The sequence below is a fragment of the Ruminiclostridium cellobioparum subsp. termitidis CT1112 genome (assembly GCF_000350485.1).
GTDB lineage: Bacteria > Bacillota > Clostridia > Acetivibrionales > DSM-1351 > Ruminiclostridium > Ruminiclostridium termitidis.
Genome location: NZ_AORV01000040.1, coordinates 25,054 through 47,006, shown reverse-complemented (window position 1 = coordinate 47,006; position 21,953 = coordinate 25,054). Strand labels below are relative to the sequence as shown.

Annotated in this window: 19 protein-coding genes and 1 riboswitch; of the genes, 11 read left to right on the top strand and 8 right to left on the bottom strand. The window is 40.7% G+C overall.

Annotation, left to right across the window (positions count from 1 at the left end; translation table 11 throughout):
* Positions 1 to 60 precede the first annotated feature (60 nt).
* Positions 61 to 1,170 (top strand): stalk domain-containing protein, encoded by a 1,110-nt coding sequence (locus CTER_RS15155; protein ID WP_004626837.1) that lies wholly within the window; start codon positions 61 to 63, stop codon positions 1,168 to 1,170.
* A 189-nt stretch (positions 1,171 to 1,359) separates the two neighbouring features.
* Here CTER_RS15155 and xynC read toward each other — a convergent pair whose 3' ends face one another.
* The gene (gene xynC / locus CTER_RS15150) at positions 1,360 to 2,829 is read right to left on the bottom strand and encodes a glucuronoarabinoxylan endo-1,4-beta-xylanase XynC (protein ID WP_004626716.1); all 1,470 of its coding nucleotides are present in this window, start codon (positions 2,827 to 2,829) and stop codon (positions 1,360 to 1,362) included.
* A gap of 677 nt (positions 2,830 to 3,506) precedes the next feature.
* Here xynC and CTER_RS15145 point away from each other — a divergent pair.
* A complete protein-coding gene (locus tag CTER_RS15145) occupies positions 3,507 to 3,986 on the top strand; it encodes an RNA polymerase sigma factor (protein WP_004626760.1) in 480 nt (159 codons plus the stop codon).
* Positions 3,983 to 4,618 (top strand): zf-HC2 domain-containing protein, encoded by a 636-nt coding sequence (locus CTER_RS27050; RefSeq protein ID WP_004626747.1) that lies wholly within the window; start codon positions 3,983 to 3,985, stop codon positions 4,616 to 4,618. The genes CTER_RS15145 and CTER_RS27050 overlap by 4 nt, the downstream gene beginning before the upstream one ends.
* Positions 4,619 to 4,826: 208 nt before the next feature.
* On the opposite strand, the gene sugE is transcribed toward CTER_RS27050, so the two are convergent.
* Positions 4,827 to 5,144, bottom strand: coding sequence for a quaternary ammonium compound efflux SMR transporter SugE (gene sugE / locus CTER_RS15130; protein ID WP_004626720.1), 318 nt, complete (start codon positions 5,142 to 5,144; stop codon positions 4,827 to 4,829).
* A 48-nt stretch (positions 5,145 to 5,192) separates the two neighbouring features.
* Positions 5,193 to 5,290: riboswitch (guanidine-I (ykkC/yxkD leader) on the bottom strand.
* Between the two features lie 163 nt (positions 5,291 to 5,453).
* On the opposite strand from sugE, the gene CTER_RS15125 reads away from it, so the two are divergent.
* The 5 genes from CTER_RS15125 to CTER_RS15105 all read left to right on the top strand — a co-directional run bounded on the left by CTER_RS15125 (position 5,454) and on the right by CTER_RS15105 (position 11,680).
* Positions 5,454 to 6,017 (top strand): TetR/AcrR family transcriptional regulator, encoded by a 564-nt coding sequence (locus tag CTER_RS15125; RefSeq protein WP_004626723.1) that lies wholly within the window; start codon positions 5,454 to 5,456, stop codon positions 6,015 to 6,017.
* Positions 6,018 to 6,123: 106 nt separating this feature from the next.
* Entirely contained in the window at positions 6,124 to 8,523 is a 2,400-nt protein-coding gene (gene lon, locus CTER_RS15120; protein WP_004626745.1) for an endopeptidase La, read from the top strand.
* A 58-nt stretch (positions 8,524 to 8,581) separates the two neighbouring features.
* Entirely contained in the window at positions 8,582 to 10,408 is a 1,827-nt protein-coding gene (gene ftsH / locus CTER_RS15115; protein WP_004626741.1) for an ATP-dependent zinc metalloprotease FtsH, read from the top strand.
* A 410-nt stretch (positions 10,409 to 10,818) separates the two neighbouring features.
* Positions 10,819 to 11,337, top strand: a complete 519-nt coding sequence (locus CTER_RS15110) for a GNAT family N-acetyltransferase (protein ID WP_040761315.1) — start codon at positions 10,819 to 10,821, stop codon at positions 11,335 to 11,337.
* Positions 11,338 to 11,443: 106 nt separating this feature from the next.
* Positions 11,444 to 11,680 (top strand): hypothetical protein, encoded by a 237-nt coding sequence (locus CTER_RS15105; protein ID WP_004626810.1) that lies wholly within the window; start codon positions 11,444 to 11,446, stop codon positions 11,678 to 11,680.
* Positions 11,681 to 11,776: 96 nt separating this feature from the next.
* Here the strand turns inward: CTER_RS15105 and CTER_RS15100 are convergent, their stop codons facing one another.
* From CTER_RS15100 to CTER_RS15085, 4 genes are all read right to left on the bottom strand, one after another.
* Positions 11,777 to 12,784, bottom strand: coding sequence for a LacI family DNA-binding transcriptional regulator (locus tag CTER_RS15100; RefSeq protein ID WP_004626796.1), 1,008 nt, complete (start codon positions 12,782 to 12,784; stop codon positions 11,777 to 11,779).
* A gap of 78 nt (positions 12,785 to 12,862) precedes the next feature.
* The gene (locus CTER_RS15095; RefSeq protein WP_004626794.1) at positions 12,863 to 14,239 is read right to left on the bottom strand and encodes an ABC transporter substrate-binding protein; all 1,377 of its coding nucleotides are present in this window, start codon (positions 14,237 to 14,239) and stop codon (positions 12,863 to 12,865) included.
* A gap of 78 nt (positions 14,240 to 14,317) precedes the next feature.
* Positions 14,318 to 15,178, bottom strand: coding sequence for a carbohydrate ABC transporter permease (locus CTER_RS15090; protein WP_004626736.1), 861 nt, complete (start codon positions 15,176 to 15,178; stop codon positions 14,318 to 14,320).
* Positions 15,178 to 16,071 carry a carbohydrate ABC transporter permease gene (locus CTER_RS15085; RefSeq protein WP_004626732.1) on the bottom strand — a complete coding sequence of 298 codons (894 nt, stop codon included), beginning with the start codon at positions 16,069 to 16,071 and terminating at the stop codon, positions 15,178 to 15,180. Before CTER_RS15085 ends, CTER_RS15090 begins: the two co-directional genes overlap by 1 nt.
* A gap of 254 nt (positions 16,072 to 16,325) precedes the next feature.
* Here CTER_RS15085 and CTER_RS15080 point away from each other — a divergent pair, with 254 nt between their 5' ends.
* From CTER_RS15080 to dapF, 3 genes are all read left to right on the top strand, one after another.
* A complete protein-coding gene (locus CTER_RS15080; RefSeq protein WP_004626800.1) occupies positions 16,326 to 17,639 on the top strand; it encodes a 6-phospho-beta-glucosidase in 1,314 nt (437 codons plus the stop codon).
* Positions 17,640 to 17,641: 2 nt separating this feature from the next.
* Complete coding sequence (locus CTER_RS15075; protein ID WP_004626783.1) at positions 17,642 to 18,616, top strand: N-acetylglucosamine kinase; 975 nt, start codon at positions 17,642 to 17,644, stop codon at positions 18,614 to 18,616.
* An 82-nt stretch (positions 18,617 to 18,698) separates the two neighbouring features.
* Positions 18,699 to 20,117 carry a diaminopimelate epimerase gene (gene dapF, locus CTER_RS28585; RefSeq protein ID WP_083909013.1) on the top strand — a complete coding sequence of 473 codons (1,419 nt, stop codon included), beginning with the start codon at positions 18,699 to 18,701 and terminating at the stop codon, positions 20,115 to 20,117.
* Positions 20,118 to 20,119: 2 nt separating this feature from the next.
* Here dapF and CTER_RS15065 read toward each other — a convergent pair whose 3' ends face one another.
* Both CTER_RS15065 and CTER_RS15060 read right to left on the bottom strand, forming a co-directional pair.
* Complete coding sequence (locus CTER_RS15065; RefSeq protein ID WP_004626768.1) at positions 20,120 to 20,728, bottom strand: class I SAM-dependent methyltransferase; 609 nt, start codon at positions 20,726 to 20,728, stop codon at positions 20,120 to 20,122.
* 47 nt (positions 20,729 to 20,775) lie between these two features.
* Positions 20,776 to 21,726 carry a helix-turn-helix transcriptional regulator gene (locus CTER_RS15060; RefSeq protein ID WP_004626802.1) on the bottom strand — a complete coding sequence of 317 codons (951 nt, stop codon included), beginning with the start codon at positions 21,724 to 21,726 and terminating at the stop codon, positions 20,776 to 20,778.
* Positions 21,727 to 21,953 lie beyond the last annotated feature (227 nt).

Below are 21,953 nucleotides of genomic sequence, written 5' to 3'. Positions count from 1 at the left end.
ATAAAAATTATCCGGGAAAGCATGTATCATAAATAAAATATTAAACTTGGAGGAATTTAAATGATAAACAAGGACAAACTTAAAGGCTTTATTTCAGGATTGCTATTTACAGCGGTTTTAGGGGTATCTGCACTGGGAATAACTGTTTTAGCGGAACCTATGGAAAATAAGATATCGGTTGTATTTGACAACATAAAAATTTATGTGGATGGAGTCCTTTCACAACCTAAGGGCGCTAACGGAGAAACAATTGAACCCTTTATTTCAAATGGTGTTACATATGTACCTGTTGCAGCAATAAGTAAAATATTTGGGAAAGATGTCAGTTGGGACGGTAATACAAAGAGTATCTACATAGGCAAAAAACCTGACATTAAAGTACAGGAAGTTACGGTATCCAATGTTGAGGAACTGTTTGCCGCACTTGGCTCAAACAAGCATATCAAGCTGAAACCTGGAATTTATAATTTATCTGATTTGAAACAGGGGTACAGTGAACGTAAAAACATCTATTGGAAAGAAGAGTTCGACGGCAATGAACTGATACTGGATGAAATTTATAATCTGACGTTGGAAGGTATAGGGGATAAACCCGCTGAAATAGTTGTTGAGCCAAGATATGCGGATGTTTTCACATTTATAAATTGTAATAAAATATCATTAAAAAATATTAAAGCCGGGCATACCATAGAGAAGGGTGAGTGTGCCGGGGGTGTATTGAATTTTAATTCATCAAAGGACATAGATATTTCAAGCAGCATCTTATATGGCTGCGGGACTTACGGTATTATTGCCATGAATACTGAGAATTTAAAATTTAATAATTCCATTATTGAGGAGTGTACCAACGGAGCAATGACAATGAGTGACTGCAAGGATTTTACATTTACCAACAGTATATTCAGGAAATGTGAAAGCTCTAATTTAATTAATATTTATTCTTCGTCAAATATTGTTTACGATAAATGTGAGATATCTGAAAATGAGGCATTTATAAAAGATACAAATATATTGGCAGTTAGTTTGTCCAGTGGAATAAAGTTTACCAATTGTAAATTCAAGGATAATAAAACATTTAATTTTGATAAAAATATTATCCCGGATATTGATTTCACCGGCACTACTTTTGATGGAAACAGCTTTGATGGCTCATTAGATTTTGGTAAATAATTTTTATGTAAATTTCATCTTAATAACCAGTATACTTGTGATGTTCCCCGGACCTGAACCTTGCGAAAAAAGATTCAGGTCCGGGAGTTTTTATTTTTATGGTAACTGATTGCCCCGGCATTATATGGAGGTCGGCAGCATATTAAGATCACGATAAGTATTCCATTTTATAAAGCATAGTATATTTATTTATGTGCCGCTTTCCCCGGGGAAACCGGGGATAATACCCAGCAAATATTGTCTGAGCAGCGATAAATCCAGGGCATCGACTCCTCCGTTAGCATCTAGATCAGCCAATGCTTCATTTGTCAAAAGCTCAATACCCAAAAGGTGTTTTCTCAGTACCGTTAAATCCAGGGCATCTATTGACCCATCGGAATTTAAATCGCCTTTTTTCACCGAAGCTCCCAGGTTGCCTACAAAGGTCGTAACACTTTGGGCTGGAAGCTGAGCAGTAAAAGAACTTCCGGATACATTAACAGTTCCGGCCGCAAGATTCCTGCTGCTATCTGTTACCCAGGTGGATAATCCTGATATTGAGCCGCTCTGCAGGGCAAATCTTTGGCTTACTGCGGCGGTTCCTTTGTTAATGGCAACAATAACAACTTTGTTATCACCTTTATAGGCAGATATGTATACGTTTGTATTAGGATTTTTTGTTGCATCAACCCTTACATAGCCAGGACGTACATATTTGGAGAAATGAGACATCATAGCACCGCGTTTGCTCATGGTACCGTCCTCTTTCATAGGACCGTACTGCCTTCGGATAAACCACCAAACATATGCCTGGAAATCTGCCTCTACCATGGCATTGTGCATATGCTGAGCAACATCCAGTGCCTCGGGCCAGCGGTCTGCGGAGTTTGCTTCACTGTTTGGATAGTATACTTCTGTCATCCAGAGATCTTTTCCAGCGCCCTTTTGTTTGAAAAGAGGATAGGGAAAGTTGCTGACCTGGGTACCGTAAAGGTGAGCACCGAGTATATCCAGGTTTGCCAGTGCCTGAGGATCGTTCAGAATAGGGTCCGAAATATTTTTCAGATATTGGAAGGACTCAGGCGCTATTACTCTGCAATTAATTGAGCCGGCATTATTCTTCATAAAGGTAAGAATTTCCTGTGGGGTCCACCAGGTCCACTCGTCTCCGTAATCAGGCTCATTCTGGACAGAAATGGCATACAGATCCACGCCATTTTGTTTCATGAATGAAACGAAATCGTTAAGATGTTTTGCATATGCTGCGTACATATCGGGCTTCACATGTCTTTGACCATTTACGGTCTGAACCATTTCACTTGGAGGGCTCCAGGGCGAAGCAAAAACTAATGCTCCATTTTTAATGGCTGCTTTTGCTGTATCCAATTCATTGGCCCAGGTATTTTTATCGGGATCAACATGGATTCTTAAAATAGAAAATCCTAACTGACCCTGTCCATTGCCAAAGGCCGTTTCTCTTTGGGCTGCCGTCAAATCTGAACCTTGCCAGGCGGGGTAGTTCATTCCTCCAAAACCGCGAATCACTTGTTTTTCTGCAGATAAATTCACTGATACATCACTGGCTGCTAAAACTTGGGATACCGGTACGGTGAATACCATTGACATTGCAATTAAGCAAACCAGTAATGTGCTGATTGTTTTTTTAACGCTCAAATTCATTTTTTTCATCTCCTATTAAAATATTCCAACCGTAAAAAGTGACTTCAGAAAGATATTCACAATTTTAAGGTTGTTTAAAAACTTGTCCTGCTGCACGTCTTGTACATAAGGCGTTTCACCATAACTAATCTCTGTAAATGTAGTTTTTGTAACGGAGTGATTAATAACTTGCATTGAGACTTAAATATCGGATTGGCATTCGGCACTGAAATTCTTTACAGATTGAAATAATGATAATATTAAACCTCTTATCTCGAGATCTAATTGACAACTAACCCTGAGTTCTGCTGCAGGGTACGGGTTTTAAGCGGGAGTACCCGGCCGGATCGAAAGATTATTTTTTACTTTCGGACGGGTATGGCTGGTACATTCAGAATTGGCAGTATAACAAGAAACCAGGATCATATATCAGGTTATTGTCTTTAAGTATTTTACCCCCCTTCATAAAATAGTTGACAGCAGCAATCCAGGCTTTACAATTTATTATACATTAAATTGCAAATATTTACCATAAATACCATAAAATTAAACGATGGATATAGTAATTATTTAGTTGTGCGGTTATTTACAAGATGTTTATTACAAATAATGTACATTAATGGTAAAATTAAATAGCGTTTAAAATGTAACGTTTTTTAAATTCGATTGTCTTATATATGAAAGGAGGGAGAATCAGTGTGAATTTCAACGAAATATATGCCTTACATTTCAGGGATGTCTACCGGTTTATGCTGGCCCTGTGCAAAGACCGGACATTAGCTGAAGAAATAACCCAGGAAACCTTCGTAAGGGCTATGGACAGCTTTAGCTCCTTTAAAGGGACCTGTAAAGTAAATACATGGCTATGCCAGATAGCAAAAAATTTGTATTTTAACATTCTGGACAAAAATAAAAAAATAGACTATAACAGCGATACCGAAGGAATGGTATATGACGATTTAGCTGATAGATTGGCGGATAGTATTGATTCCGAAAAAATTCACAGGATGCTGCACTCTCTGCCCGAACCATATAAGGAAGTTTTCACATTAAGAGTTTTTGCGGAGCTGCCGTATGCACAAATTGCAGACTTGTTTGGAAAGCATGAAAGCTGGGCAAGAGTCACTTATTACCGTGCAAAACAAAAAATTACAGGCAGATTGGAGGATTTGTCATGAAGGATATATCGTGCAATGTTATTGAAGATTTATTACCCTTATATATTGATGGTATTTGCAGTAATGAAAGCAAAGAAATGATTGAAGCACACATTAAAGACTGTCAAAAATGCCAAATGAAAATTAACCAGATGAATTACGCTATGCCGGAGAAAGATATAGAGGAGAATCTGAATGAAAGTAAAATGCTTGGAAAGCTTTCAGACATATGGAAGAAAAAAACAGGGCTGAATATCAGGACAGGTTTATTTGGCATTATATTTTATATAGCTGGCATAATGGTGCTTTTTATAGCACAGGACGTTGGCCGGAAGGCATATTATCGGTTTGAAACGGGATACCTCATAGCAGCTTTGAGCATAGCTGTGATTAGTTGGCTGTTTTTAGGCGCTCTCATTGCATTCCTTGGAAGCAGGCCAAAAGGTTCTGTAAAAACATTTATATTTGAATTGATCATAATAGGGATACCTTCATTGTTTATGATGACTAGTATTGTTACAGTTCCGTATTTACCGGGTTTTCTCAGGAACTTTATATTTAAGGATGTAATATCGGTCACTACCATGGGGGCATTATTGCTTGGGTGTGAGATTTATAGATTTATACGTGTATATGGAAGAAAAATAAAGTAGGCCTTGATGAGGCAGATGAAAAAGGCCTTATCGGCAATAAGCGGTATTTCATGTTGAGTATAAAGTATAAATATAATACCTGCAGTTTCCCCGGTACTGAATTTAACGGGCGAGGTTAGGTTCAGTACCGGGGTGAAATTTGCTGCATTTGTTTTTCCAGGATGCATTATTAGCCGTAAAAAGTGACGAAATGCTTAATTCCAAATAATCATGCAGAAGTAAGTTTTAGTCCTAAAATACCAATCAGTATAAGGCAAAGAAATAAAATTCGTGAGATACTAACCGGATCACGAAAGAGAAATATACCCAGTATAACGGCGCCCAAAGCTCCAATACCGGTCCAGACAGCATATGCTGTGCCAATTGGGAGTGTTTTGGTCGCAAGTGACAATAAATAAAAACTGATTATCATTCCTCCCAATGTAATTAAAGACGGGTATAGCTTTGTAAATCCCTGGGAATATTTTAATCCCATTGCCCAAATGATTTCAAAAATCCCTGCGATTACCAGATAAAGCCAAGCCATGTTTTCACCTCCTTAAAAAAAATAAAACCTGAAAGATATCATCGTGATACCTCCCAGGTTTTTATCCTTCCGTGGCATAGCTGTCAGCTATGAGTTTTCTCTTGGTCTCGGACCAGTAAGACTGCGGAACCCTAGAAAACTTTTATATTTATTATGTGATTTTTATCCTTCAAGTCAAGGATAAGTATATCCACCTTTGATAAATAAGTCAATGATTTGTTTATATCCTAATATAAGTATTGACAATAAATGAATGATCATTTATTATAGAAATATGACGAGGCTATGCGTTATATTTGAGGTGAACAGATGAGAAGAAGAGATGATGAGAAGGCAAAAAGTATAAAAGAAGCTGTAATCAAATTGATACTTCAGGAAGGCTTTCACGGTACTTCTATTTCAAAAATAGCTAAAGAAGCAGGGGTTTCGCCGGCAACGGTATATATATATTTTGATAACAAGGAAATCATGCTTCAGAATATTTACCATGAGTACTCTGAAGAAATATTTGATTATATTTTTAATAAAGTACAATGTGGGATGGCTGGGAAACAACTTATAGAAGTACTTGTAAGAAGTTATTATAACTATATTCAGGAGAATAGAGAGATTTTTAACTTTGTGGAACAGTTCTCAAGTTGCCCCTCATTAGCCAGCGGTTGTTCTGAGATAAAGGGCATATGTAATATAAATAATTTCATAGGAGAGCTGAAGAAAAATAATGTAATAAAGGATTACAGGATTGAAAATTTAATAGCAATTATATTCTATCCGGTAAAGTCCATTGCATTTAATGACCACAAAAGTGAAAAGGAAAGAGCAGAATTGCTGGAAGAAATGATTGAGATCATACAGGATGTGCTACTAAAATAATAAAGCAAAAAGCGGGACAATTTTGTGAGAGTATCATAAAAAAATCCCGCTATCATTTAATTTATAGTTAAATGAACATTCGTTTATATAGGGAAAGGATGATATTATGATGGGACAAGACAATAACGGTAAATCAGGAAGAGTAATTCCTATATCCGATACGGTTATACTGCCCGGTGTAACCTCCATACTGAGGCTGCCGGCGCTTGATGAGGAAGAACTTGAAAATTTGAAACGGGAAGATAATACAAATATTGCGCTGCCGTTAAAACAAAACTTTGGACATAGCCAATTAAGCGAAGAGGATTTTTACAGGATAGGTGTTTCCTTTAAATTAGAAGAAGCCGAACAGACCGAAAAAGGCTGGCGCATTAAGATCAAAGCCAGGGATAGAGTTGAGGTCAATAGCATAAGAATTGAATATGGCGGTATTTATGCTGAATACGATTTTTCACCTGATGAGATTGATCTCAATGAAAAGAGCCGGGAGGAGATGCTAAGTTATATTAAGAACTTTACCCGGGAATTCAGCGAAAAATACACGAGATCGGAGCAGTACGGAGGCGCCGACCAATACCTGAAAGTGTTTGAGGAGCTGAAAGACCTGAATTCGCTCATTGTATATATTTCGCAATTCATGCCTCTTTCAAACGGAGAAAAGTATGAGTTGCTGGAAACCCAGTCTTTGAAGGAAAGAAGCCTGAAGTTTATGGATTACCTTGTAAAGCTGAAGGAAACCGTTGAACTCCAGTTTCAGATGGCAGAGAGATTTTCTGAAAAGGCAAATAAATATTACAGGGAGTCGGTGCTGAGAGAACAGTTAAAAGCAATTCAAGAGGAATTAAATGAAGGAAAGGAAGAGGGGGCTAAAAAGGATAAGGACTATTTAAGTAAAATCGAAGAAGCCGGTATGCCAATTGACATAAAGAATGCCGCCCTTGAAGAATTGGACAAATTGAAAACCCAGGGTCCCAACAGTTCGGAGTATAATGTTATACGGAACTACCTGGATCTGCTGGTACAGCTGCCCTGGAAAAAGAGCGAAACCACACCTGTCAATTTAGGGGAGGCAAGGCGGATTTTGGATGAACAGCATTACGGACTGGACAAGGTTAAGGATAGGATAATACAGCATTTGGCCGTAATGCAGCTGAAGAAAGACAAAAAAGGTTCCATCCTGCTGCTGGTGGGGCCTCCCGGAACAGGCAAAACGAGCCTGGGCAAGAGTATTGCGGAAGCGCTGGATAGAAAATATATCCGCTTAAGCTTGGGCGGGATCAGAGATGAGTCTGAGATCAGGGGACACCGCAGGACTTATGTGGGAGCTATGCCGGGCAGGATCATCCAAAGCATTAAGAAAGCAGGGGAAACCAATCCTGTTATGGTTTTGGATGAAGTTGACAAGCTGATGGCCGGCGGGTACAGCGGAGATCCTGCCAGTGCTTTGCTTGAGGTGCTTGATCCCGAGCAAAACAACAGTTTTACAGACCATTATTTGGATCTGCCCTATGATCTGTCAGAGGTTTTCTTTATAGCAACGGCCAATTCGCTGGAGAGCATTCCGGGCCCGCTGCTGGATAGAATGGAAGTCATTCAGATATCCAGCTATACAATTAATGAAAAATTCCACATCGGGAAAAATCACTTGATTCCTGCAATTCTTGAAGAGCATGGATTAACGTCAGAGCAACTGGTGATTGCTGATGATGTGCTGCAAAAAATAATCAACGAATACACTCTGGAAGCCGGAGTCAGGGGCTTGAAAAAACAATTGGCTGCACTTGCAAGAGTGACCTCCGAGAAAATAGTTTCCAATAAAGCAGAATTGCCATACAGAATTAAAATGGAGCAGTTGGAGGAAGTATTGGGAAGGCAGATATCCAGGCATGAAAAAGCCGAGTCGGATAACCCGCCTGGAGTTGTTACCGGACTTGCATGGACACCTGTCGGAGGAGAAATACTCTTCATTGAAGCAACTGATATGACGGGAAGCGGACAGGTCACGCTCACGGGTAAATTAGGTGATGTTATGAAGGAATCGGCCAGAATATCATTAAGCCTATTGAAGGCCAGATTGCCAATAAATACATTCAATTTCAAGGAGAGGGATATACACATTCATGTTCCCTCAGGTGCCGTTCCCAAGGATGGCCCTTCCGCAGGAATTGCATTGTTTACAGCCCTTGCTTCTCTGGTAACGGGCATTAAAGTGGACTCTAAAATTGCAATGACAGGAGAAATCACCTTGAGAGGAGCTGTTTTACCAATCGGCGGTCTGAAGGAAAAATTGCTGGGAGCTCAAAGAGCCGGCATTAAAAAGGTTTTGATTCCCAAGGATAATGCCGTTGACCTCAAGGAGGTACCGGAAGAGGTCAGGAATGAGCTTACAATCATACCTGTAGAGGCTGCTGAAGATGTACTGAGGGAAACTTTAGGGATATCCCTGCCCAGAATAGAGCATGTATTTGGTCAAAAGGCTTTTGGAGAAGCCATTTTACAGGTATAATTAATAGAAATACAGTTGGTTTAAAAATATATGCAGGCACCGGATAGGGGGGAGTTATTTGAAGTATTTCAAAGGTTTACGTTTTTATATAGTAATTTTTTTAGTTGTTTTAATAGCAATAACATTTTTTGTTCCATCTGAGAAACCGCCAAAAATGGATTATTCCGAACTGCTGCAGCAGATCCAAACAGGCAATGTGAAGACTATAGAACTGCAAATGAGCACTGCTACAGTAGAGCTTAAAAATCCGTTGGGCGAAAGCAAAGCCATAAACTATACGGTCATTGTTCCGCCGGATGTCACTTCGGCATCCGAGAGGTTTACAAATGCCCTGGACAACGGGCAGATTGAAAAATACAGTGTGGCTCCGCCGCAGCAGACCCCGGTCTGGCTGGCAATACTGCCTACACTTGTGCTGATAGCAGCACCCATATTGTTCTGGTTCTTTTTTATGAGGCGGCAGCAGGGCGGCGGTGCAGGAGGCAACCGGGTGATGTCCTTTGGCAAGAGCCGTGCAAAGCTGTCTGTTAACGACAAGAGGCGGGTAACCTTTGAACATGTGGCAGGAGCTGATGAGGAAAAGCAGGAACTGGCCGAAATAGTTGAGTTTTTAAAAGCACCTGAAAAGTTTGTAGAACTGGGGGCGAGAATACCGAAGGGCGTTCTTCTGGTAGGGCCTCCGGGTACAGGTAAAACCCTTCTGGCCAAAGCCGTTTCGGGTGAGGCAGGAGTTCCGTTTTTCAGTATAAGCGGTTCGGATTTTGTTGAGATGTTTGTGGGCGTTGGAGCATCCAGGGTCCGCGACCTGTTTGAACAGGCTAAAAAAAATTCACCCTGTATCATATTTATTGATGAAATAGATGCCGTGGGAAGACATAGAGGTGCCGGTATGGGCGGGGGAAATGATGAAAGGGAACAGACCTTGAATCAGCTGCTGGTGGAAATGGACGGTTTCGGTATAAATGACGGGATCATCATACTGGCTGCCACCAATAGACCTGACATACTTGACCCCGCACTTTTAAGGCCAGGACGTTTCGACAGGAGAGTTGTTGTCGGCTTGCCGGATATCAAGGGGAGAGAACAGATTTTAAAGGTTCATTCCAAAGGCAAGCCGCTGGCTGAGGATGTTAATCTGGGTGATATAGCCAAATTGTTACCCGGCTTTACAGGAGCCGAACTGGAGAATCTGCTCAATGAGGCCGCGCTGCTGGCAGCAAGAAGCAACAAGAGAAAGATCGGGAATGAAGATATAAAGGAAGCCGCCTTCAAGGTAATGATGGGCCCTGAGAATAAAAGCCGCGTCATGAGCGAGCACGACAGAAAGGTCACTGCCTTCCATGAAGCAGGCCATGCACTGGCAATAAAACTTGTTTCTTCAAGCCAGAATGTCGACAGAGTATCAATCATTCCGGCTGGAACGGCAGGCGGCTATACAGCCAGCAGGCCAATGGAGGAAAAGAGCTATCATACCAAAGCCCAGCTCATTGAAGAGATAATAGTTGCTTTAGGCGGCAGAGCTGCCGAAGAAATTACCTTAAATGAGATAAGCACCGGTGCGGCCGGCGACTTGAAGAGGGTTAATCAAATAGCGAGAAATATGGTTACAAAATACGGTATGAGCAGTAAGCTGGGCAACATGATTTTTGAAAATGAGAACGAGGATGCTTTTATGGGCGGAAATATGGGGCAGGCACGCAATTACAGTGACGAGGTTGCAGGTCTTATTGACAGCGAAGTAAAACATATCATTGACAGTGCCTATGAAAAAACTCTTTCTCTGCTGAAAGCCAATATTGGCAAGCTCAATAGATTGGCAGAGGTTCTGCTTTTGAAGGAAAAGGTTGAAGGAGAGGAATTTGAGGCCATTTTCCTGGGAGCATAGGTACACCGCGCACAAGCATATTACGCTGATTGCAGGTGTGTACCGTGTACCTGAAAAATCACCCTTCCGTTTATAATAATAGCTGTTAAAGCCATTAATTACAAACGGAAGGGTGATTTTCAATTTCGGCATCAGCTTGATTGGTTACAGTGACCATTAATTATGCTATAATTTTCACATCGGACGGATACCAATATTCCGGATAAATAATTCATTATACAGGAGAGAATGCCACGAAAGCAGAGATAAGGACAATCGATAAAGATATAGGGACCAGGGGAATTTGTTATATTATTTGTGACAGTTTAAACGGCGAATGCTTTGAAGCAGCAGCCGAAGCTGTCTGTGATTCCGCTGCTATAAAGGGTGCCGGTCAAATATACTTCACCTGCAAGGACAAAGCGGTTTCTTTGGACAGAAATTATTTCTGCACCGGCAGATATATGTTTGAGTACTATACTGACTATAATGTTTTGAGAAAGGACTTTGTGCCTGAAAATAAAGCTGGCTATTTTGATATACAGCTTTTAACACAGGATAGTGCTGCAATTTACATGGAGCTGCACAATGAAGCTTTTTTAAGCGTGCCGCTTTCGGTACTGATAGATGAAGGCGAAATGGATAGAATTCTGGCAGACCCAAATACCGATGCCGGCCTGTTTGTAAAAGATGGTATGATATACGGGACATTTGAAATCCAATACGGTGATATTCCGGAAATTTCAGCTTTTTCAATTAGCGGGTCCAGACAGGGTCAGGGTTACGGAAAACTTGCTCTGAAAACCATTGAACAGTACCTTGAGTCCAGGGGCTATAATAGTGTGGAATTATCTGTGGCCGGCAGAAATAAAAGAGCATGTTCATTATATTCGGATTGCGGTTACGCCTTAAAAAAACATGTCAGTACCTGGTATACGGCAACTAAGTGAGGACCCATTAATTGACCATGGGGGAAATTTATGGTAATATCTTTATTGTGATGAGAGTACAGATATACTTTTGTATATACTGATTACGAGGGATTCTAGAGGTGTTATGGAAGAAAATGAAATCAAGTCTTTGGAAGTATATAAAAAGTTAATTGAAAATATTAATAGTGATGGATACACTGAACTGGAATTGGAACTATTATATCTTATTGAAAATGAAAAGGATTTTCCTGTAGATTTATTAAAAAAATTTGCAATCGATTATATATGCAACAGTGCATTACTTAGAAAAGAACTGTCTTCGTTATTTAAAAAATTTGAAACCTATCAGAATAAAAAATAACAGATATGCTTTTGAAGTGACGGGGCCGGTGGAAGTATCGGTTCCCCGCATGCTGTACAAAAACATTTTTTTATTAAATTTATTGATATGGTTTCCTTACTGTTTGGGAGCAGCAGTGGATTCTCTTATTACAATGTCCGGATCAAGTTTGATGGTATTATATCTTTTAACTTCGCCTTTTATTATCTTGAGCAGCATTTCTGCGCCTATACGCCCCATTTCATCGGCAGGCTGTCTGATGGTAGTAAGACCGGGGTGAAAGGAGGAGGCCAGTTCCTGATCATCGTAGCCTATGACCGATATATCGCCGGGCACTTTTATGCTTGAATTTTTAAAGGCGTCAATCACTCCCAGGGCAATATAATCGTCGGCAGCAAATATTGAGGTAAAGCCGGACAGCTTATTTTCCGATATAAGCTGTTTTACTATTTTATAACCGCTTTCTATTGAGAAACTGCTGCTGTTTATAACATAAGGTGCGCATCCTGCTTCAGTCATTGCCGCTCTGTAGCCTGCTTCTCTGTCGTTGCTGGACATGTAAAGCCCCGGACCGCTTATGTGCAGTATTTTTTTGTGCCCAAGCTCAAGTAGATGGCGGGTTGCATCATATCCCCCCTTATAGTTGTTGACAATTACCGATGGAACGGAAGGGTGGAATTTCTGATTATCCATTAACACAAAAGGTATTTTTTTACCTTTTAAGTCCAGTATATACGTATCCTCACATACGGGAGATACGATCAGCAAGCCGTCAACCCTGTCCTGCTGGAAAAGAAAAGGGATATTGTCATTGTTTATCTTGGATTCATTTATCAGGGAGAGTGCAAGAAAATATCCGTTATCCTCCAGGTATTCGTTTATGGCACCAAGAGCCGACGATAAAAAAGAATCTGTAAGATTATCTATCAGAAGACCTATAACACCGGTTCTTCCGCTGGCCAGACTCCTTGCGGCAGCACTGGGGTTATAGTTCAGTTCTTTCATGGCCTGCAGTACTTTTTGCCTGTTGCCTTCGCGGACGGTCTGTGAATTGTTGATGACCTTTGAAACTGTAACAATGGATACTCCTGCCTTTTTGGCAACATCGTATATATTATACTTCATGGTTCTCTCCTTAAGTTATAATGGTACAGGTACCGGATACCTGTACCATTATAACAAATTTCTAAAATGCAATAAATATTATTTTGAATTCATATCCTTCAAAAGCTTTGTAACCTTTTCCTGAACTGCAGGAGCAACGTCAGCAGCGGTTGACTTCCCGGTAAGCAGGCATGGATCTGTCTCATTCTTAACGATAGTCCAAATTTGTGAATAGTTGTTTACAAGATGGTTGTAGGATTCGGTTCCATATTTGATACCCCCGTCATAGACCATTTTCAAATCTTTTGGATCAATATTGGGGAAGAAACTGCAATATTTTTCAAAGGCTTTCATGTTTGAAGGAGGATTTCCTCCGCTTAAATCGATCATCTTTTCCTGGATCTCAGGTTCAAGATTGAATTTGATCCATTCATATGCCGCCCTGGGATTTTTGCTGCCTTTTAAAATAAATAAGGGATCCACATAAAGGACATCTCTGATCTTGTCGTTTCCGGCATTTGGTATTGCAGCAATGCCCACCTTGAAAGGTAATTCATTGGTACCGCTGAGTATCCAGGCACCTGCGGGTTTCATGGCAATCTTTCCGCTGGTGAAGGACTCGCCGCTTTGACCTCCCAGCCCCTGAACTATTGAATCGGTGGGGCTGACCCTATCCTTGAACACAAGATCTGAAAGCTTCTGGTATACATTAATTACTTCAGGTGAGTTGAAGTATACTTCCGAAGGATTTCCTCCGTTTGTCCAGGTATCATCGGAATAAACCTTTGCTCCGAAATACAGCGGTCTCATGTCGGGTTCGGCCCAGAACCATTCAAGTCCGTATGTAGCAGCCTCCATGTTGTCTGAATTTACAGTAAGTTTTTTTGCATATTCAAGCATTTTATCCCAGGTCCAGCTTTTGTCTTCATAATCGGCGGTAGGATACGGAATATTCGCCCTGTCAAACAGGTCCTGGTTGTAAGCCAGTACCGATACGTATGTATTCAGCGGGAGCCCGTAGTATTTATCCTCGATTTTATAGATATCTGCAATTTCCTTTGGTATACCCACAGCTACAGGATCATATTTATCGGCTTCCATCATCGGTGTCAAATCCAGCAGCATGCCCTTGTTGTAATATTCCATGAAGCCGGCCTGCCCGAAATGTGAAGTGACATCCGGAGGAGTATTTCCGGCTATCATTGTCTGAAGCTTCTGATCAAATTGATCATATGGAGCGGTAACAACTTCGATTTTAACATCAGGGAATTTTTGATTAAAATCAGGAGTGAGTTTGGTCACGTAATCCCTGTCCTCCTGATTTAAAGTCAGGTATGTAACCTTTCCCGACACTCCGTCTTTTCCCTGGGCGGTATCGCTGCTGCCCGGACTGTTTCCTCCGCACGAAGAGAGCAATAAAGTCGAGCACATGCAAACACTCAGGAGAGCTGATAGAAACTTTTTACTTTTTACCATTTGAGAATCCTCCTTAAAACTTTAATTAACATTTATATTTATAGAAGTTTGTCCTGTGAGCGTTATAAGCTGCCAGGCTTATTTGAGCCCGGTCAGGACTATTCCTTCCACAAAATATTTCTGGGCGATGAAGAACAAAATAAAAATGGGCAGCAAAGAGTATATTGATCCCACCATAATCAGATTCCAGGGGATAAGCCGGAAAGCTGAAATCATGCCGCTCATGCCTATGGGCAGTGTAAATTTGCTGTCGGTGTTAAGGTATATGACAGGGGTTATAAAGTCATTCCAGGTCCACAAAAATGTAAAAATCGAAACGGTGGCCATAGCCGGTTTGCACAGCGGCAGGGCAATATTCCACCAGGTTCTGAACTCACTGCAGCCGTCAATTTTGGCGGCATCGAATAAATCGTTGGGCAGTGAACTGAAAAACTGCTTAAGTAAAAATATCATATATGCCGAGCCAAAGAACGAAGGGACAATCAATGGAAGAAAGCTGTCCACCCAGCCGATATTTCTGAACAATAAATACTGAGGAATGATCAATGCGGGATAAGGGAGCATCAATGTACTTAACAGGAGCATAAACAGGAGGTTTTTCTCCCGGGCTTTATACCTGGCAAAGCCAAAGGAGACAAGGGACGACGAGAGAAGTGTTCCTATCAATACAAGAACTGCAACAAATATACTGTTGAAAAAATATGTCCCGAACCGGATTTTTGAAAAAATCAGCCCGAAATTTTCAAAATGAAGTTGGGAGGGAATAATAGTAGGCGGAACTTTGCGGATTTCCACATTGCTTTTCAGGGCGGTGGATATCATATAGAATACAGGTAAAAGCATAATTAACGTAACAATTACCAAAACTGCGACAGATATATACCTGCCTGCATGTGATTTTTTCTTTGGCATCCCGACCGGTTTATTCTGTAGACTCATTAGTTTTGCCCCCCCTCGTAATATACATATTTATCAGAAAGCTTGAAAATCAGATAGGTGAGAAGCATGACAGTGACAAGCAGCAGCCAGCCCAGTGCAGAGGCGTAACCAATCTTATAATTTTTAAATGCATTGGTGTACAGGTTGAATACGTAGAAATAAGTGGCATAGTGGGGACCGCCGTTTCGTGTCATTACCACAGCCTGGGTAAAGGTTTGAAAGGAATCTATGATACCCATTATGAGCTGGAATAATATGATGGGAGAGATCATCGGCAGAGTAATAACTCTCAATTGCTGCCATTTGCCGGCTCCATCCAGCACCGCTGCCTCCTGCAGTGAGACCGGGACACCCTGGAGCGCCGCCAGAAATACTACCATGCCGCTTCCCGTCAGCCACAGGCTCATCAATATCAGGGCAGGTATGGCCCAACTCTCATCCATGAGCCACATGGGTCCTTTAATTCCGGCCAGTGATAAAAGATAATTCAACAGACCGAAATCGGAATTGAATATCCACAGCCATAGAAGAGACATAACAACACCCGATACCATGCTGGGCAGGTACAGTGATGTTCTGAAAAACCCCATAAAGGGTACCTTCTGATTTAAAAGCAAGGCAAGAGCAAGGGATAGGATCAATTGGATGGGTACACTCAAACAGGTATAATACAGCGTTACTTTGATGGATTTGAAAAACAGGTCGTCATTCATTAAATCAGTATAATTCCTAATTCCAATAAACCTCGGCGCATCAATTATGTTGTAATCGGTAAAGCTGTAAAAAAGGGATGAGATGATGGGATATAGGGTAAATACCAGAAGACCTATTATCCAGGGGGATAAGAATATGTACAGATTTAACCGCTGACGTCCGTTCTCGTTTAATTTCAATAAAATCAGTCCTTTCTCAAAGTATAAATGTGAAGCCGCAGAGAAGAAACAAAGATTAAAGTAAATATAAGCGCTTTTAAATTTATTATAAAATAGCTTTTTAAATATTGCAATTACTAATTTTATAAAATAAAAATATAAGCGCTTATATTGTACTGCGGTTTATTGTATGATAATATGTTTAAAAGAAGATGCATAAGTGCTGCTGAAAATATTCATTAACTAAAAACATGAAAGGAAAGGAGAATAATCTCATGAAAGGGTTGAAATTAGTAATAATAGGAGGAGGAAGCAGTTATACTCCTGAATTGATGGAGGGAATAATTGAAAGACAGAGTATACTGAACACTTCAGAAGTTGTTCTTGTAGATATAGCCGGGGGAAAAGAAAAATTACATATAATAAAAGAGCTGACTGAAAGAATGGTTGGGAAATGTGGATTTGATATCAAAATTTCGGCTACCATGGACAGAAGAGAGGCTTTGGCCGGTGCGGATTACGTTATTACACAATTTCGTGTGGGAGGTCTGGAGGCACGTTCCTCCGATGAAAAAATTCCGCTCAGGTATAATACCGTGGGGCAGGAAACAACAGGACCCGGCGGATTTGCCAAAGCTCTGAGAACTGTTCCGGTAATACTGGAAATAGCAGAGGAAATGGAAGAGCTATGCCCCGATGCATGGCTCATAAATTTCACAAATCCATCGGGCATTGTTACCGAAGCTGTAAATACTTATTCGTCAATAAGATGTATAGGTCTGTGCAATGTACCAATAAATATGGAAAGACACCTGTCCGAGCAGCTGAATGTTCCGGCAGACAGGCTTTATTGCGAGTTTGCGGGGTTAAACCATCTGTCCTGGATAACGAAGGTATATGTAGACGGGGTGAATAAAACGGATGCCTTGTTTGAAGAAGCTCTTTTCAAGGAAAATATCATGAAAAACATACCCTCGGTAAATGGCAGCAGGGAGGTTGTAAACATACTCAAGCTGATCCCGTCGCCGTATCTGGATTATTACTTTTTTGAAAAGGAAATGGTTAAGGAAGAACAGGAGTCGCTGAATAATGGGAAGGGAACCAGGGCAGACAAGGTTAAGGAAGTTGAAAAGGAATTATTTGAATTATATAAAGATCCGGCTCTCAATATAAAGCCTGTGCAGCTGTCCGAAAGGGGAGGCTCTCTCTATTCGGAGGCGGCATTGTCGCTGATACAGAGCATTCATACCAACGACGGCCGAATCCATGTACTGAATGTCCGCAATAATGGAGCGATCAGTGATTTGACGGAGGACTCGGTTATTGAGACAAACTGCATTGTCAACAAGTCCGGCGCCCATCCTGTTGCCGCCGGTAAACTGCCCGAAGCGGTCCGTTCACTTGTTATAAGTGTAAAACAGTATGAAAAGTACACCATTCAAGCTGCTGTCAACGGCGACAGGGCTGCCGGCTTCAAAGCGCTTTTAAACCACCCGCTGGTGCATGGCGCCGATACCGCACAAGCGCTGCTGGAGGAAATAATTGAAGCAAACAAAACATACCTGCCAAACTTTTTCAGGGGGCGATAATCATGGCATATGTTGCAGGAATTGACGGAGGCGCCACTAAGACAAGGTGCCTTGTCGGGGATACCAATGGTAATATCCTTGGAGATTATACCCTCGGCGCTTCCAATCATCAGACTGCCGGCAAAAGTCAGGCAAGGGCCGTTATAAATGAGGTTTATAAAGGAGCCTTGGAAAAGGCAAAGCTTAAAACTGAGGATATGAAATATGTGTATCTGGGTTTATCCGGTGCTGACCTTCCATCTGATTTTGAGTTTTTGAATAAGCTTTGCAGGGATATTTTTCAGGCCGGCACGTTCAAAGTTGTCAATGATGCCTGGATAGGTATGAGGAGCGGGCTGAAAGGCACCTGGGGTGCAGTTTCCATCTGCGGCACCGGTTCAAATGCCGGAGCCTGCAGCCCTGACGGGAGAAGGACAATTTTAAGTGCGCTCAGCTATGAACTGGGAAATTACGGCGGCGGCGGGCATATAACCGAGAAGGCTCTTCACCATGCCTTCAGGGCCCATGAAGGCACAGGCAGGGGTACAGCCCTGGTTACAGAAATACCTCCGCTTTTCGGGGTTGACAATATGGAAGATTTACTGACCAGGTTTTATCCGAAGAGGCTTGTGAGGGAGGAGGAACTTAAAAGTGTACCGCCGTTGGTGTTCAGGCTTGCTAATGCCAGAGATTGCGTGTGCCAGAAACTCCTTATAGATATGGGGCACGTAATTGGTGAAATGATATTCGGCGTAATAAAAAAATTGGGAATGGAAAATCTTGAAGTACCTGTCGTTCTTGGCGGAAGTGTTTATAGGGGAGATAATCCTCTGCTTATTGATGAACTGACTACCACAGTGCACAGAGAAGTGCCGAAGGCCTATTTTATAGTTCCGGCACTTCCGCCGGCTGCAGGAGCTTTTCTCTCAGCTTTGGACAGCATTGGTATTAAACCGGGTCCTGACATATATCATAAATTGGAAAAATATTTTACATAGGTACTTAAGTTGAGTTCCATTTTATGGCTCCATTCTGTATAATAGAAAAATATATATTATCTTTTTATCAGGCGGTGATGACATGGACTTAACTATTGATGTTACAAAAACGGCACTGGAAACCGGCAGATTGATTTTGCGGGCATGGCGGGAAACAGATGTAAACGACTTCTACGAATATGCGTCTGTTGAGGGTGTTGGAGAAATGGCGGGTTGGAAACATCATGATTCAATTGAGGTTTCCAGGAAAATATTGCAGTCTTTCATCTCGGGAAAAAATGTTTTTGCAATAGTAAATAAGGAAAATATGAAAGTGATCGGTTCTTTGGGGCTGCATAACTCCTGGGCTAATGAAGAGAACCGGTATGCACATTTGAAAATTAAAGAAGTCGGATATGTCTTATCCAAAGCATATTGGGGAAGGGGCTTGATGCCTGAAGCAGTAAATGCTGTGATCAGGTTTTGTTTTGATGAATGCAAACTGGATGCATTGACCATCGGCCATTTTTCATCCAATAATCAATCCAGAAGAGTTATAGAAAAATGCGGATTTACATTTGTAAAACAGAGTGAGTATTATGCAGGCCAGCTGCAATTAACCTTTGACGATATGAAATATATTATGCTGAATAGGGCAAATTTGAATAATTTTGTAAAAACTCACGGACTGGGAAACGAATATATTGTTTTAGATCAGGAGAAAATCAGTTTTGAGCTGACAGAAAAAGCTATTAAAAGAATATGCAATGTAAACTTTGGAATAGGTTCGGATGGAATATTGTTAAAAGTAAAGTCTTTTAAAGCGGATTTTGGGTTGGAAATATATAATCCTGATGGTTCTGAAGCAGAAAAAAGCGGAAACGGGTTAAGAATTTTCTGCAAATATATTTACGATTTACATTTTACAGAAAAAAGAGAATTTTCTGTTGAGACAAAAGGCGGAATAGTCCATGCCAGAATCGTTGAAACTTCAAATGGAAAAGCAGCTCTGATATCCGTAGATATGGGAAAAGCTATCTTTAAATCGGAGGAAATACCTACAAGATTTAAATCTGAAATAGTTATTGGAGAAACAATAAAGGTTGGAGACAGGGATTATGAAATAAATTGCGTATCTGTTGGAAATCCGCATTGTGTAGTAATAAAGGATAATCTGGATATAGATGAAATAAAAAAATATGGAAGTCTTATTGAAAGGCATGACCAATTTCCAAATAGAATCAATGTCCAATTTGCCAAAGTTATATCAAAGAGTGAGGTTGAGGTATTGATATGGGAAAGAGGAGCCGGATTTACACTGGCTTCGGGAAGTTCTTCCTGTGCAGTGGCAAGTGTACTGAGAAAAAGAGGTCTGATTGATGCTAATGTCAAGATTAAAATGCCTGGCGGCCAATTGAAAATTGAAATTGATTCAAACTGGAATATAAGAATGACCGGTGAAGTGAGGCAGATAGCGCAGGGAATTCTAAGTGATGAACTTATAGAAGATTTGGATATGTAAATTTATAATATCCATTTATATATCAGAAACCTGTGACGGGGATCAGTATCACACATATGAGGTACTTTAATCTCTTTTATTTGTGTAAAGGGGGAAGTGGTATCCAGAAAATAAATATAGTCCATGGACGGATAGTAAAGTATAATATCTACTGATCTTTCATTTGTTTGGGCAGAAACCAGAATATTTTTTATTACTTTTGCAAATATTTGCATTGAAAAAGGATTAAAGAAATAAAATTTATTGTCTGTTGATCTAATGTCATATGTTTCGGCAAAACAGTTTAAAAAATCAATATTGTCCTTTTTATATTTATTTGTCTGGAAGTAGAATTTTTTATTTTCAACAGCCTGCTTATAAAAGTAGCTATTCATTTCTATCCCTGTAACAGAGGAGCTGAAAAAGTGACTAACGTAAAAGTTGAACCTTCCCTTTCCGCAGCCAAAATCAACCACACTGTCTTCCGGTGTAAATTCATATTGCTGCGACAAAATCTCCAATGCCGGGTAGGAGGTTGGTTCATATCTGTGATAGTGAACAGATTCATTAAATACTTTCTGATCTCCCAATGTTCTTATATTAAGTAATTTTTCATAATAATGCTCATTCATAGGGGCCTTTCCCAAAATTAATATTTCTACAGGCTTACTTTCAGTTATCAGGTTTCCGCAATTATTTTTCCTAATTCGGTCAGGTCGTATCCACCCATGCCTTGCAGCTCCAGTTTGAAGTCATCGGAACGGAGAATTGAAAAAATAGCGTCGACAGCAGGCTGATTCATATCTTCTTTTTTTAGTATCATGTCATATTGTTCTTTCTGAATGGGTATAAAGTCAATACCCTGTACCTGCAGGCAGGCCTTTTCATTCCCGATACCGCAATCTGCCTCGCCCCTGGCAACGCTGCTGGCTACTGCAATATGTGACTGATGCTCCTTTGCGTAGCCTTTGATTGATTTGCCCGAGATCCCCATTTTTCGTAAATGCTCATCGAGAAGAATTCTTGTTCCGCTGCCTTTTTCACGGTTAACGAGAGTGATATCGGGCCGTATCAAATCGTTCCAGCCCCTGATATTTTTAGGATTGTCTCTGGCGACATAAAAACCCTGCATACGGCTGGCAAGACGTATTATTACAGCAGGAGTTCCCGGCAGCATTCTTTCAATATAGGGGACATTATATGCTCCTGTTTTACCATCCCACATATGAGCGGTTGCAGCCTGAACCTCACCTTGATAAAGGGCGTAGACCGCGTTATAGCTGCCTTCGTATGAACGCAGAGCCCGGATCCCGGCAGTGTGCCTGTTGAGATAGCGGCATAATATATCTAAAATAACATCCTGTCCCGAAATTATAAAGGTATTATTAATAAAATAGTGATCTTCATATGCTGCAGAAGACGGGATTTTTATTGTCTCACTGCTGCCGGAAGGCGAAGTGGGATCTTTCGTCTTGTTTTTGTACTTTTCTACGTCAGCCATATCAACTCTTAACTTCTTCCCAACTCTGTAGGAATTAAGTTCCCTGCGTTTCATCAAATCATAAACCGTGCTTTTTGATATTTTTAATATATCTGCCACTTCCTGAGGAGTCAAAGGCTTATTATCCATAGCTTTCGTACTTGCCTTTCATTGGTTGTTTTAATTGATTATAGCATATTTAAATACATGAAGTATCCTGTTTTTATGTTTTTCTTTTAATATCAATCATATTGTCATTCACCATAATGAGGTTACAGATGTCCAAGGTGTCCCTTAGGACTTAGAACACCTTTGCCTCAGCAGGTGTCGGTACTATTTCTGTTTTCAGGCGGTGAACGGTATATTTTTCCGGCATG